The sequence below is a fragment of the Streptomyces sp. NPDC032091 genome, assembly GCF_055580265.1.
Genome location: NZ_JBVILR010000005.1, coordinates 23,932 through 37,338, shown reverse-complemented (window position 1 = coordinate 37,338; position 13,407 = coordinate 23,932). Strand labels below are relative to the sequence as shown.

The window sequence follows — 13,407 nt, the reverse complement described above, 5'->3', positions numbered from 1 at the left end:
CCCGGCTCCCGCCGGGGCGGATCACCAGGGGCTCAGCCTCTTGATCCGCTCGGGCGGGATCCGGTCCAGGCCGTCGACGTGGACCCTCGGGCCGAGGATGATGGTCAGCCGGTCCAGGTCCGCGAGCGGAGTCAGGTCGTGGTGGCTTCCGGAGCCCGCCAGGGTCAGATGCGTGAGTTCGGGCAGGTCTGCGAGTGCCGCCAAACCGGTCGGGCAGTGACAGCCGGAGAGGTTCAGTGCGTTCAGCTGAGGCTGCCCGAGCAGCGCTGCTGGGTCCAGGTCCTCGTGCATGAGCACACCGAGGCTGCGGAGACGGGGGAGCTGCGGCAGCGCGCTCACCTGGTCCAGGAGATCTGGCCCTGCGACGTTGAGGAGTTCCAGGTCCGGCCAGGGGTCCAGGGAGTCGAGTCGAAGCCCTCGGTTCATCAGTACCAGACCTTTGAGGGACCCGGGAGCGGGGATGTGTGAGACACACCGCACGGACGTCGGCGTGTTGAACGTCAGCCATTCGAGTGCGCCCAGCTTGGCGAGCGGCGCGAGGTCGAGCCCGCCCGGCAGGTGCGACAGCACCAGGGCCTCCAGTCCGGGAAGCGACGTGAGCGGTCCCAGGCCGGACAGGTTCCGACAGTAGTGCAGGGCCAGGTATTCGAGGCCCGGGTGAGGAGTCAGCGAACCGAGGTCGTCCAACCCGCTGTCGAACAGTGTGAGGCTCTTCAGGCCCGGGCCGTTGACTCGTGCCGGAATCGTGTCGGTTCCGCTGAGGTGCAGGGTCTCCACCCGGAGCAGCGTCTCCAGCGCGGCGAGCTGGGCCGGGGTGTGGACCGTGACGGTGGTCCGGCCGAGTGCCGCGTCGGCGAGTACTTCCACGGCGTAGGGTCCGGCGTCGAACTGCTGCCAGCTGCTGGCGATCCATCGCTGGACGGCGGGCCGGCCGTCCCGGCGGAAGCGGGCGATGAGATCCATCGCCCGTGCTCCGCCGATCAGCGCCGCCGTCCGCACGCAACCGGCCGCCTCATCCTCCGAAATGCCCTTCGGGCCGGGCAGCAGCTCCAGTACCAGATCCTGGGCCTTCGCCAGTTCCTCCGCCTGTTCCGGCGTGCACGGCGGAAGCAGTTCGGCCGTCCGGGACTGGATCTCGCTCCGCAGGGCCGGGTCCAGTTCCGGGGCGTGTTCCAGGCAGGCGGCGGCCAGGAGGGTCAGGCGGTTGCGGGCCCCCTTGACCTTGTCCGCGCGCTTCAGCAGCCCCCGCAGGAGGCGGCTTCGTTCGTCCGGGCGGGCGTGGCCCACCGCCATGCGGACCACATCGTCCCAGGTGTCGTCCTGGGCGTTGCGCACCAGGACGCCGAAGTCCCGCGACTCCACCGCCGCCTTCGCGCCCAGGTAGTCCTGGAAGGTGCGGTGGACGAAGTCCACCGAGCCCTTCATCGGCTCGCGGAGCAGCCCGCTGCGGATGAGGAGGTGGGCGAAGACCTGTTCGGCGCCGCCCCGGATCTGCGGCATGGCCTCCAGCCACTCCGCCACCAGCTCGACGGCCTCCTCCCGGGCCGCCTCGACCTGCCCGTTGCGGATCAGCCAGTACGCGAACCGCTGGAGCAGCAGGATCTGTTCGTCGCGGGTGAGGTAGACCCCCTCCACCCCCGCGATCTCCCGCTCCGTGTCCCGCCGGACCAGCAGCATGTCCAGGGCCGCGTCGTACAGTTCCTTCCGTGCCCGGGGCAGCTGCATGCGCCGGTCCCGGTTCAGGGCGCAGAGCAGCGCGCACATCAGGGGGTTGGTGGCCAGGCGGCCCAGGTCGCGGCGGGCCGTCACCGCCTCCCGCAGGGAGGTCTCGTACGCGTCGAGGTCCTCGCCCGGGCACTCCGCCCGCGCGGCCCGGTGCCAGTGACCGATGAACGCGCCCACCTCCTCCCGCTCCATCGGCAGCAGCGCGTGCGGGACGAATCCCTGCCCCGCGAGCCAGTCCTCCGGCACCGCCGACGGGCGGGTGGTGACCACGTAACGTGCCGCCGGGAAGGCCGAGATCAGGGAGCGCAGCCAGGTCTCCGTGCGGCCGCGCAGCCGCTGCGGGACCTCGTCCACCCCGTCGACCAGGACCAGCGCCCGCCCGCTCAGCATCAGCTCCTCCGCCCAGCCCGGCGGCGCCGACAACGGCACGCCGGCCGCCTTGAGGAACTCCTCCGGCAGGGGCAGGCGGTCGGAGGTCGTGAAGGAACGCAGCCGCAGGACGAACGGTACGCAGCGGGCCCAGGGTCCCTCCGACCGCCGGGCCGCGTGCAGCGCCAGCCACTGGAGCAGCGTGCTCTTGCCGGAGCCCGCCGGGCCCCGCAGCAGGACCCGGTCCGCCGCGCCGAGCGCCTGGTCGGCCCGGAGCGTCGTACGGTGCGGGCCGGGCTCGCCCGGCAGCACCGGCGGCTCCTCCCCGCTCACGGCCAGGCCGAGGTACGCCAGGTCCAGCGGCCACTCCTCGCGGGCCCGGCCGGTGGTCAGGCCGAAGAGCTGGAGCCGGCCGTGGGTGTCGGCCACCCAATGGGCGTAGCGCTCCTCGAAGGCCGGCCCGGCCCCGCCCCCGGACCGCTCCGCCAGCCGGTCCACCGACCGCTGTAACGCCCCCGTGCGGCGGACGAGTTCCACCTCCGCCCGCGCCCCGAACGAGGGCAGCGTCGTCAGGTACTCCACCGCGTGCGCGCAGGCCAGCCGGACCAGATCCCGGGCCAGGGCCTCCGCAGCCGGGCTCAGCCCCGCCCCGGCCGGTACGGGAAGCCGGGCCGCCAGCTCCGTCGGGTCCAGGTCCGCCGCGAACGCGGCCTCGGCGTCCACCCCGCCGGGCCCGGCCGCGAAGGCGTCGGCGACCGCGTCGAGTGCCGCGAGCCGTTCGTGTTCCGGGAGCCGGGACGCCGCCCCGCCCAGCCGCTCCGCCAGCTCCCCGGCCAGCCTCCGCGCCTCCGGCGGCCCCAGCTCCTCCGGCCGGCGCCACTGCGCGGCCGGCCGTACCGGCCGGTCCGCGAGGCCGGCGCCCGGCACCCGGCCCAGCCGGGACCTCCACAGCCACCCCGCCGCCGAGCTCGCCGCCCGGAGTGCGGCGGTTTCCGCCCCTGCCATGCGCCCTCCCCCTTGTACCCCGGGTAACCCCGTCGGATACTGATCGGTAACAACCCCTAGCGGCACCCCGGAACCCGCCCTAAGGTGCGCCCATGCCCAATCTGCCCGATGTCGTGCTGTGGTCCATACCCGCCTTCGTGCTGCTCACCGTCATCGAGGTGGTCAGCTACCGGCTCCATCCCGACGAGGACGCCGCCGGCTACGACGCCAAGGACGCGGTCACCAGCGTCACGATGGGCATCGGCAGCATCGGCTTCGACCTGCTCTGGAAGATCCCGGTCGTCGCCGTCTTCACCGCCGTCTACGAACTGACCCCCCTGCGGGTGCCGTTCCTGTGGTGGACCGCCCTGCTGATGCTCCTCGTCCAGGACTTCCTCTACTACTGGCAGCACCGGCTCCACCACGTCATCCGCATCCTGTGGGCCTGCCACGTGGTCCACCACAGCAGCAGGCGGTTCAACCTCACCACCGCCCTGCGCCAGCCCTGGACCAGCGCGACCACCTGGTGGTTCTACCTGCCGATGGTCGCCCTCGGCGTCCACCCGGCCGCGATCCCGTTCTGCTACGGCATCAACCTGCTCTACCAGTTCTGGGTGCACACCGAGCGCATCGGGAAACTGCCGCGCCCCTACGAGTACGTCTTCAACACCCCCTCCCACCACCGCGTCCACCACGCCTCGCAGGGCGGCTACCTGGACCGCAACTTCGGCGGCATCCTGATCGTCTGGGACCGGATGTTCGGGTCCTGGGTGGGAGAGACCGAGCGGCCCGTCTACGGGCTCACCAAGAACATCGGCACCTACAACCCGCTGCGCGTCGCCACCCACGAGTACGCCGCCATCGCCCGCGACGTCCGCGCCGCCCGCAGCTGGCGCGAGCGCGCCGGGCGCGTCTTCCGCGGGCCCGGCTGGCAGCCCGCTCCGGCCGCGGCCGCGCAGCCCGAGAAGGCGCCGGAGCCCGCCGCGTGAGCGCCGTCCAGTCCCGTGCGCGGGCCGTACCGGAGAGCGCCGCCGCCGGCCGGATCCTGCTCGGCGCCTTCGCCCTCGCCTCCGCCGTCGACCTCGCCTCGCTGCTCGCCGGCTGGCACCCCGGGCACCTCATCGCCAAGCCGCTGCTGATGCCGCTGCTGGTGGGACACGTGCTCACCCTCCGCGCGCCCCGGCTGCTGGTGGCCGCCCTGCTGTTCGGCTGGGGCGGGGACCTCGCCCTGCTCTTCGACGCCAAGCCCGCCTTCCTCGTCGGCATGGGTTCCTTCGCCCTGGGGCACGTCTGCTACCTGCTCCTTTTCGGGCGCGGCCGGACCGGCCCCGTGCTCGGGGGCGCGTACGCCGTGGCGCTGGCCGGAACCGTCGCGCTGCTGTGGCCCGACCTGCCGGCGGACCTGCGGATCCCCGTCGCCGGGTACAGCCTGCTGCTGGCCTCCATGGCCTACCGCTCCAGCGCGCTGGGCCGGGTCGCCGGGGCGGGCGGGACGCTGTTCCTGCTCTCCGACACCCTCATCGCCACCGGGGTGGCCGCGTGGCCGCAGCTCCCGCGTCCCGACTTCTGGATCATGGCCACCTATCTGGCGGCCCAGTACCTGCTGGCCCTGGGCGCGGTCCGCCGGGAGCAGGCGTACGGTAGGGAAGTCATACAAGACTGAACGATCTTCAACCGGAGGGCTGCACCACCATGCGCGCCACCGTCATCCACGCCCCGCACGACATCCGCGTGGAGGAGGTGCCCGACGCTGCGATCCAGCGCCCCGAGGACGCCGTCGTCCGCGTCCTGCGTGCCTGCATCTGCGGCAGCGACCTGTGGGCCTACCGCGGCGAGGCCCAGCGCCAGCCCGGCCAGCGCATCGGCCACGAGTTCCTCGGCGTCGTCGAGGAGACCGGCTCCGCCGTCTCCGGCCTGAAGGCCGGGGACCTGGTCGTGGCCCCCTTCATGTGGTCCGACGGCACCTGCGACTACTGCTCCGAGGGCCTGCACACCTCCTGCGTGCACGGCGGCTTCTGGGGCTCGGTCGGTTTCGACGGCGGCCAGGGCGAGGCCGTGCGGGTCCCGCACGCCGACGGCACCCTCGTGAAGCTGCCCGCCGCGGCCGCCTCCGACGACCACCTGCTGACCGGCCTGCTCGCCCTCTCCGACGTCATGGGCACCGGCCACCACGCCGCCCTGGGCGCCGGCGTCCGCGCGGGCTCCACCGTCGCCGTCGTCGGTGACGGAGCGGTCGGCCTGTGCGGGGTCCTCGCGGCCAAGCGGCTCGGCGCCGAGCGGATCATCGCGCTGGGCCGGCACAGCGCCCGTACCGACATCGCCAAGCTCTTCGGGGCCACCGACGTGGTCGCCGAGCGCGGCGAGGCCGCCGAGGCGGCCGTCCGCGAGCTGACCGGCGGCCAGGGCGCGCACGCCGTGATCGAGGCGGTGGGCACCGAGCAGTCCATGCGCACCGCCGTGAACATCACCCGCGACGGCGGCGCCATCGGCTACGTCGGCGTCCCGCACGGCAGCGGCACCGGCCTCGACCTCGGCGTGATGTTCGACCGCAACATCAGCCTGCGCGGCGGTGTGGCCCCGGTCCGCGCGTACATCCCGGAGCTGCTGGAGGACGTGCTCAGCGGTGCGATCGACCCGGCGCCCGTCTTCGACCGCGCGGTGTCCCTGGACGAGGTCCCGGACGGCTACCGCGCGATGGACGACCGCAGCGCCCTCAAGGTCATGATCAAGCCCTGACCCCGCCGGGCGTGAGGAGAGGGGCCGCGCGGGAGATCCCCGCCCGGCCCCTCTCCCCGTGCGCGTGCCGTTACGGCTTGACGGCCTTGAGGGCGTCGACCACGCCGGAGCCGTAGAAGCCCGTCTGGCCCCACTTGGCCCGGCAGGTGGTGGCGTCGATCAGGCTGCCGGTGGCGTCGTAGATCTTGTCCGGGCAGGCGGTCTTCGTCGCCTGGGCCTTGAGCATCGCCTGGAGCTGGGAGGGCGTGGCCCCCGGGTGGGCGCTCTTGAGCAGGGCCGCGACGCCCGCGACGTGCGGGGTGGCCATCGAGGTGCCCTGCTTGTAGCCGTAGCCGCCGCCCGGGAGGGTGGACAGCACGCGGCCGTTGGCGTCGGGGGTGGCCGGGACCTGCCACTTGTCGCCGCCGGGGGCGGCCACGTCGACGACGCCGAGGCCGTAGCTGGAGTAGTAGGAGCGGAACCCCTTGTCGCCGGTCGCGCTGACGGTGACCACGCCCGGCAGCTGCGCGGGCAGGTCCAGGCAGACCTTCGGGTCTATGGTGCGCGGCGTCGGGGTGGCGTCGTCCGGGCTGGTGTCGTCGGTGATCGAGTCGGCGGCCAGGTCCCAGTTCTCGTTGCCGGCCGCGGCCACGTTCAGCACGCCCTTGCGCTCGGCGTACCGGCCGGCCCGGGTGAGGGCCTCGACCAGGGCCTTCTGGTCGTCGTCCGTCTTGCAGTTGAAGTACCAGGGGTCGACGTAGTAGCTGTTGTTGGTCACCGCGATCCCCTTCTCGGCGGCGAACATGAACCCGCAGACGACCGCCTCGGTGTAGAAGAGGCTGGTCCCGGGCTCGGCCACCTTGATCGCCGAGACCCTGACGCCCGGCGCCACGCCGCTGACGCCGAGGCCGTTGCGCGCGGCCGCGATGGTGCCCGCCACATGGGTGCCGTGGTCGCTGCCGTCGGGGTAGGGGCGCCACGCGCCGTCGGTGGTGTCCGCGACGCCGCCGACGCAGTTGGCGGACTGCTCCTTGGAGAAGTTCGGCGCGAGGTCGGGGTGGGTGTCGTCCACGCCCGTGTCGATGACGCCCACGGTGACGTTCCGGCTGCCGGCGTTCACCTTCTGGGCCTGGTCGGCCTTGATCGCCCGCAGGTCCCACTGGTCGGCTTCGAGGGGCTCCTGCCCCGGTTCGGCGGCCGCCGCGGCCCGCGCGGCGTCGGTGTCGCCCAGCCGCTGGGTCGTGCCCTCCTCGGTGGTCTGCACCGTCTTGAGGGGGGCCGTACGGGTGGCTCCCACGGACACGAACAGGTTCCGCTGGGCCCGCAGCCGCTTGGCGAAGTCCGGGTTCTGGGAATGTGCGACGACGACGCCGATCTGTTCATAGGACGTCACCACCGTCCCGCCGGCCTGCTCGATGGCCTTTCCGGCCTGCTTGGCCGTCCCGTACGCGGTCAGGTTCGCCACGTACGAGAGCGCGGGGCCGGTGGCGTCTGCCCGCACGGCCGTCGCCGAGCCCGCCGTGTCGCCCAGCGGCGCGGCCGAGGCAGCCACCGAGGGCAGGAAGGCGAGTGAGGCCGTGAGCGCCAGGCCGACCGGAACGGCGAGGGCACGCCGGCGGCCGGATCCCAGATGAGCCATGGGTTCTCCACATCATCCGTGAATGAGCAGTCCGCACGCGGTCGCGTCGGACGCGTTCATGACACGCGAACCTAGCGCCGCCGTTCGCCTTTGCGCCATCAGTTCGAGGAATCAGCCGTTTGAAACGCGGAACCCCCGAAGAAACAGCGGGTGTTGAACCGCCCCGCCGCGCCGCCCGTGCCGTTGACCGGGGGGCTCGGCACCACGCCCCCCACACGGAGGTTGTTTTGTCCGTCCCCACCGCACCCGCGTCACAAGGAGAGCCCCCCGTGACCACGCAAGCAGCGCCGCCGCCGGGCGGCGCGGGACCGGCCCCCGCCCAGGTGTCGGCCGAAGAGTTCACGCGCGTCCAGCAGAGCCCCGAGTTCGCCGAACTGCGCGGCTCCTACCGTTCCTTCGCCTTCCCGCTCACCGTGGCCTTCATCGCCTGGTACCTGCTCTACGTCCTGCTGTCCAACTACGCGGGCGGCTTCATGGGGACCAGGCTCTTCGGCAACGTCAACGTCGCCCTCGTGCTCGGACTCGCCCAGTTCGCGACGACGTTCCTGATCGCCTGGCTGTACTCGCGGCACGCCGCCGCGAAGCTCGACCCCAAGGCACGGGCCATCAAGGAGCGGCTGGAGGGCGGAGCATGAGCGCCGTCCCGCACCTGACGACCGCCGCCGGGGCCACCGAGCACCGCCCGCTGATCATCACCCTGTTCGCGCTGTTCGTCGTCGCCACCCTCGTCATCACCGTCTGGGCCGGCCGCCAGACCAAGGGCGCCGCCGACTTCTACGCCGGCGGCCGCCAGTTCACCGGTTTCCAGAACGGCCTCGCCATCTCCGGCGACTACATGTCCGCCGCGTCCTTCCTCGGCATCGCCGGAGCCATCGCCCTCTTCGGCTACGACGGCTTCCTCTACTCCATCGGCTTCCTCGTGGCCTGGCTGGTGGCCCTGCTGCTGGTCGCCGAGCCGCTGCGCAACTCCGGCCGCTACACGATGGGCGATGTCCTCGCGTACCGGATGCGCCAGCGGCCCGTCCGCACCGCCGCCGGCACCTCCACCATCGTGGTGTCGATCTTCTACCTGCTCGCCCAGATGGCCGGCGCGGGCGTGCTCGTCTCGCTGCTCCTGGGCATCACCGGCGACGGCGGCAAGATCGCCGTGGTCGCCCTCGTCGGCGTCCTGATGATCGTCTACGTGACCATCGGCGGGATGAAGGGCACCACCTGGGTCCAGATGGTCAAGGCGGTGCTGCTGATCGCCGGCGCCATGCTGATCACCTTCCTGGTGCTGCTGAAGTTCGACTTCAACGTCTCCGCCCTGCTCGGCCAGGCCGCCGAGCACAGCGGCCAGGGGACGAAGTTCCTGGAGCCGGGACTCAAGTACGGCAAGGACTCCCTCACCAAGCTGGACTTCCTCTCCCTCGGCCTCGCCCTGGTCCTGGGCACCGCGGGCCTGCCGCACATCCTGATCCGCTTCTACACGGTGCCCACCGCCAAGGCCGCCCGTAAGTCCGTGAACTGGGCCATCGGCATCATCGGCGCCTTCTACCTGATGACGATCGCCCTCGGCTTCGGCGCCGCCGCCCTGCTCGACCGCGGCGCCATCATCAAGTCCAACAAGGCCGGCAACACCGCGGCCCCGCTGCTCGCCCAGGCCGTCGGCGGCGGCCCCGACTCCACCGGCGGCGCGATCCTCCTCGCGGTGATCTCCGCGGTCGCCTTCGCCACCATCCTCGCCGTGGTCGCGGGCCTCACCCTGGCCTCCTCCTCGTCCTTCGCGCACGACATCTACGTCAACGTCATCCGCAAGGGACGGGCCACCGAGAAGGAGGAGATCCGCGCGGCCCGCTGGTCCACCGTGGTCATCGGCGCCGTGGCGATCTTCCTCGGGGCCCTGGCCCGCGACATGAACGTGGCCGGCCTGGTCGCCCTCGCCTTCGCGGTCGCCGCCTCCGCCAACCTCCCGACGATCCTCTACAGCCTCTTCTGGAAGCGGTTCACCACCCAGGGCGCGCTGTGGTCCATCTACGGCGGCCTGATCTCGGCGGTCGGCCTGGTGCTCTTCTCGCCGGTGGTCTCCGGGAAGCCCACCTCGATGTTCAAGGACGCCGACTTCTACTGGTTCCCGCTGGAGAACCCGGGCATCATCTCGATCCCGCTCGGCTTCCTCCTCGGCTGGCTGGGGACGGTCCTCTCCAAGGAGAAGGCCGACCCGCAGAAGTTCGCCGAGCTGGAGGTCCGCTCCCTCACGGGTACCGGAGCCCACTGACGGGGGCTCCCCGAGACCGTACGGACACCGTGCGTGGCCGCGTCGTACTTCCGTACGACGCGGCCGTGTTACGTCTCGTTCATTCCGGCACCCCTCGGGGACACACCCGTCGCGTACGCTCGATCCATAGAACCTCTAGATCCGGACAGGGGAGGGGGCCCACAGTGCTTCTCGACACGTACGGCCGCGTGGCCACTGACCTGCGCGTCTCACTCACCGACCGGTGCAACCTGCGCTGTACCTACTGCATGCCCGAAGAGGGCCTGCAGTGGCTGGGAAAGTCGGATCTGCTCAGCGACGACGAGATCGTCCGGCTGATCCGCATCGCCGTCACGCACCTGGGCATCACCGAGGTCCGCTTCACCGGCGGGGAGCCGCTGCTGCGGCCCGGCCTGGTCGGGATCGTCGAACGGTGCGCCGCCCTGGAGCCGCGCCCCACGATGTCGCTGACCACCAACGGCATCGGCCTCAAGCGCACCGCGCAGGCCCTCAAGGCCGCCGGCCTGGACCGAGTGAACGTTTCGCTCGACACCCTGCGCCCCGAGGTCTTCAAGACCCTCACCCGCCGCGACCGCCACCACGACGTGATCGACGGCATGGCCGCCGCCCGCGAGGCCGGCCTCACCCCGGTCAAGGTCAACGCCGTCCTGATGCCCGGCCTCAACGACGACGAGGCCCCCGACCTGCTCGCCTGGGCCGTGGAGAACGAGTACGAGCTCCGCTTCATCGAGCAGATGCCCCTCGACGCCCAGCACGGCTGGAAGCGCGACGGCATGATCACCGCCGGGGACATCCTCCAGTCCCTGCGCACCCGCTTCACCCTCACCGAGGAGGGCGCCGACGAGCGCGGCTCCGCCCCCGCCGAGCGCTGGGTGGTCGACGGCGGCCCCGCCACCGTCGGGGTCATCGCCTCCGTCACCCGCCCCTTCTGCGGAGCCTGCGACCGCACCCGGCTCACGGCCGACGGCCAGGTCCGTACGTGCCTGTTCGCCACCGAGGAGTCCGACCTGCGCTCCGCCCTGCGCTCGGGCGCCCCGGACGAGGAGATCGCCCGCCTGTGGAAGGTGGCGATGTGGGGCAAGAAGGCCGGCTCCGGCCTCGACGACCCGTCCTTCCTCCAGCCCGACCGCCCGATGTCGGCGATCGGCGGCTAGCCGCCGCCCTCCGCACGCGAAGAAGGCCCCTTCCCGCACCGGGGAGGGGCCTTCGGCGTTCCGGGAAGGGCGCTCAGCGCTCCGAGCCCTCCGGCTGGACCCACTCGTCCAGCTTCACGACGTCCTTGAGGAAGCCGCGGACGCCCAGGAACTGCGACAGGTGCTCGCGGTGCTCCTCGCACGCCAGCCAGGTCTTGCGCCGCTCCGGCGCGTGCAGCTTGGGGTTGTTCCACGCCAGGACCCATACGGCCGCGTCGCGGCAGCCCTTGGCGGAACAGGTGGGGGTTTCGGAAGAGGTCACGGGCCCCACCCTACAAACGGAAGGGCGACGCCGGGCAGCCACGGGGGGAGCTGCCCGGCGTCGGTCCGTCGCTCCGACGGGGGATGCGGAGCGCGTAGGCAGTATGTCACGCAGGACCGGGTGGGGTGCACCGGAACTTCATGATTGATCTGAGGTTTTCCTGAGGTTCCCCAGCTCCAGTGCGGGGCGCACAGGGGCGGGTACGAAGTGCGACGGCAACGAGGGTGTCGACTCGCGCCCGGCGTTCGCGATGACCACCGCGATGTAGGGGAGCAGGAGGCCCGCCGCGAGCGTCACCATGGCCACATGGCGCTCCACGTTCCACAGGATCACCGTGGCGATCACCGACAGGGTCCTGATCCCCATCGAGATCACGTACCGGCGCTGGCGCCCCCGTACGTCCTCCGCGAGCCCCATACGGGCTCCGGTGATCCGGAAGACTTCGGCCCCGTTCCGCTTCGTCCGCTGCATGCTTCCACGGTACGCCGCCCCCCGGACGGCGGGCAGAGGGGGTGCCGCCTGAGGGGGCCGCCCGAAATGCGCAGTCCGCCCCGTGGCCCGAGACTGGGCCCACATGCGCACACCGCGCCACGAGGAGGCTCGAATGTCCTGGTTGTGGGCGATCATCGTCGGATTCGTGCTGGGCCTCATCGCCCGCGCCATCCTGCCGGGCAAGCAGCACCAGCCGCTCTGGCTGACCACCATTTTCGGCATCATCGGCGGCATCCTGGGCAACGCCGTGGCGACCTGGATCGGCGTCCACGACACCCGGGGCATCGACTGGATCAGGCACCTGCTCCAACTCGCCGGGGCCGTGGTCGTCGTCGGGCTCGGCGACATGGTCTACCTGGCCGTCCGGGGCGACCGGCGCCGCACGGCCTGACCCCGCCGGCGGGGCGGGGTACGACGAAGGGCCGGTACGGACCCTCCCGGTCCGCACCGGCCCCTCGGCCGCGTGGTCGCGTGGTCGTCGGGCGCCGTCAGGCGCCGGTGACCTCGACCGCCGCCAGGTTTTTCTTGCCGCGGCGCAGCACCAGCCAGCGCCCGTGCAGCAGGTCCTCCTTCGCCGGGACCGCGTCCTCGGCGGTGACCTTCGCGTTGTTCACGTAGGCGCCGCCCTCCTTCACGGTCCGGCGCGCGGCGGACTTGCTGGCGACCAGGCCGGTCTCCGCGAACAGGTCCACCACCAGGCCCGGCTCCGCCACCTGCGCGTGCGGCAGCTCGGACAGGGCCGCCGCCAGCGTGGCCTCGTCCAGGTCCGCCAGCTCGCCCTGGCCGAACAGCGCCTTCGACGCCGCGATCACGGCCGCGCACTGGTCCGCGCCGTGCACCAGCGTGGTCAGCTCCTCCGCGAGCGCCCGCTGGGCGGCCCGCGCCTGGGGGCGCTCGGCGGTCTGCGCCTCCAGCTCCTCCAGCTCCTCACGGGAGCGGAAGGACAGGATCCGCATGTAGGTGGAGATGTCCCGGTCGTCCACGTTCAGCCAGAACTGGTAGAACGCGTACGGCGTGGTCATCTCCGGGTCGAGCCAGACGGCCCCGCTCTCGGACTTGCCGAACTTGGTGCCGTCCGCCTTGACCATCAGCGGGGTCGCCAGCGCGTGCACCTGGGCCTGCGGCTCCAGGCGGTGGATCAGGTCCAGGCCGGCCGTCAGGTTGCCCCACTGGTCCGAGCCGCCCTGCTGGAGCACGCAGCCGTAGCGGCGGTACAGCTCCAGGAAGTCCATGCCCTGGAGCAGCTGGTAGCTGAACTCGGTGTAGCTGATGCCCTGGTCGGACTCCAGCCGCTTGGCGACCGAGTCCTTCGTCAGCATCTTGTTGACGCGGAAGTGCTTGCCGATGTCCCGCAGGAACTCGATCGCGGACATGCCCGCGGTCCAGTCCAGGTTGTTGACCATGACCGCCGCGTTCTCGCCCTCGAAGGACAGGAACGGCTCGATCTGCGTGCGCAGGCGCGTCACCCAGTTCGCGACGGTCTCCGGGTCGTTCAGCGTCCGCTCGGCCGTCGGCCGCGGGTCGCCGATCTGCCCGGTCGCCCCGCCGACCAGCGCCAGCGGGCGGTGACCCGCCTGCTGGAGCCGGCGCACGGTCAGCACCTGCACCAGGTGTCCCACGTGCAGCGAGGCGGCCGTCGGGTCGAAGCCGCAATAGAACGTGACAGGACCGTCCGCGAAGGCCTTGCGCAGCGCTTCTTCATCGGTGGACTGGGCGAACAGCCCGCGCCACTTCAGTTCGTCGACGATGTCCGTCACGGTCTCTCGACTCC

The 13,407-nt window shown here is 71.9% G+C and carries 12 protein-coding genes; 7 read left to right on the top strand and 5 right to left on the bottom strand.

The annotated features are described in order from the left end of the window. Nucleotides 1-21 precede the first annotated feature (21 nt). Nucleotides 22-3,099, bottom strand: coding sequence for an NACHT domain-containing protein (locus ACZ5NJ_RS10585; RefSeq protein ID WP_468764355.1), 3,078 nt, complete (start codon nt 3,097-3,099; stop codon nt 22-24). A gap of 92 nt (nt 3,100-3,191) precedes the next feature. Here ACZ5NJ_RS10585 and ACZ5NJ_RS10580 point away from each other — a divergent pair, with 92 nt between their 5' ends. Genes ACZ5NJ_RS10580 through ACZ5NJ_RS10570 form a run of 3 tightly spaced genes read left to right on the top strand, consistent with a single transcriptional unit; the run spans nt 3,192 to nt 5,814 of the window. Then, nucleotides 3,192-4,067, top strand: a complete 876-nt coding sequence (locus ACZ5NJ_RS10580) for a sterol desaturase family protein (protein ID WP_468764354.1) — start codon at nt 3,192-3,194, stop codon at nt 4,065-4,067. Further along, nucleotides 4,064-4,741 carry a lysoplasmalogenase gene (locus ACZ5NJ_RS10575; protein WP_468764353.1) on the top strand — a complete coding sequence of 226 codons (678 nt, stop codon included), beginning with the start codon at nt 4,064-4,066 and terminating at the stop codon, nt 4,739-4,741. Before ACZ5NJ_RS10580 ends, ACZ5NJ_RS10575 begins: the two co-directional genes overlap by 4 nt. Before the next feature lie 29 nt (nt 4,742-4,770). Next, the gene (locus ACZ5NJ_RS10570; RefSeq protein ID WP_468764352.1) at nt 4,771-5,814 is read left to right on the top strand and encodes a zinc-dependent alcohol dehydrogenase family protein; all 1,044 of its coding nucleotides are present in this window, start codon (nt 4,771-4,773) and stop codon (nt 5,812-5,814) included. A gap of 70 nt (nt 5,815-5,884) precedes the next feature. On the opposite strand, the gene ACZ5NJ_RS10565 is transcribed toward ACZ5NJ_RS10570, so the two are convergent. Continuing rightward, nucleotides 5,885-7,432 carry a S8 family serine peptidase gene (locus ACZ5NJ_RS10565; RefSeq protein WP_468764351.1) on the bottom strand — a complete coding sequence of 516 codons (1,548 nt, stop codon included), beginning with the start codon at nt 7,430-7,432 and terminating at the stop codon, nt 5,885-5,887. 269 nt (nt 7,433-7,701) lie between these two features. Here ACZ5NJ_RS10565 and ACZ5NJ_RS10560 point away from each other — a divergent pair, with 269 nt between their 5' ends. From ACZ5NJ_RS10560 to moaA, 3 genes are all read left to right on the top strand, one after another. Continuing rightward, the gene (locus tag ACZ5NJ_RS10560; protein WP_468764350.1) at nt 7,702-8,067 is read left to right on the top strand and encodes a DUF485 domain-containing protein; all 366 of its coding nucleotides are present in this window, start codon (nt 7,702-7,704) and stop codon (nt 8,065-8,067) included. Further along, nucleotides 8,064-9,689, top strand: a complete 1,626-nt coding sequence (locus ACZ5NJ_RS10555) for a solute symporter family protein (RefSeq protein ID WP_468764349.1) — start codon at nt 8,064-8,066, stop codon at nt 9,687-9,689. The genes ACZ5NJ_RS10560 and ACZ5NJ_RS10555 overlap by 4 nt, the downstream gene beginning before the upstream one ends. A gap of 164 nt (nt 9,690-9,853) precedes the next feature. Further along, nucleotides 9,854-10,843, top strand: a complete 990-nt coding sequence (moaA, locus tag ACZ5NJ_RS10550; protein ID WP_468764348.1) for a GTP 3',8-cyclase MoaA — start codon at nt 9,854-9,856, stop codon at nt 10,841-10,843. A gap of 73 nt (nt 10,844-10,916) precedes the next feature. Here the strand turns inward: moaA and ACZ5NJ_RS10545 are convergent, their stop codons facing one another. Beyond that, complete coding sequence (locus ACZ5NJ_RS10545) at nt 10,917-11,144, bottom strand: hypothetical protein (protein WP_344154697.1); 228 nt, start codon at nt 11,142-11,144, stop codon at nt 10,917-10,919. A gap of 138 nt (nt 11,145-11,282) precedes the next feature. Next, nucleotides 11,283-11,615: a DUF3099 domain-containing protein gene (locus ACZ5NJ_RS10540; RefSeq protein ID WP_468764347.1), complete on the bottom strand. Its 333-nt coding sequence runs from the start codon at nt 11,613-11,615 to the stop codon at nt 11,283-11,285. A 133-nt stretch (nt 11,616-11,748) separates the two neighbouring features. On the opposite strand from ACZ5NJ_RS10540, the gene ACZ5NJ_RS10535 reads away from it, so the two are divergent. After that, nucleotides 11,749-12,027: a GlsB/YeaQ/YmgE family stress response membrane protein gene (locus ACZ5NJ_RS10535; protein WP_468764346.1), complete on the top strand. Its 279-nt coding sequence runs from the start codon at nt 11,749-11,751 to the stop codon at nt 12,025-12,027. Nucleotides 12,028-12,124: 97 nt separating this feature from the next. Here ACZ5NJ_RS10535 and tyrS read toward each other — a convergent pair whose 3' ends face one another. Then, the gene (gene tyrS / locus ACZ5NJ_RS10530) at nt 12,125-13,393 is read right to left on the bottom strand and encodes a tyrosine--tRNA ligase (protein WP_468764345.1); all 1,269 of its coding nucleotides are present in this window, start codon (nt 13,391-13,393) and stop codon (nt 12,125-12,127) included. Nucleotides 13,394-13,407 lie beyond the last annotated feature (14 nt).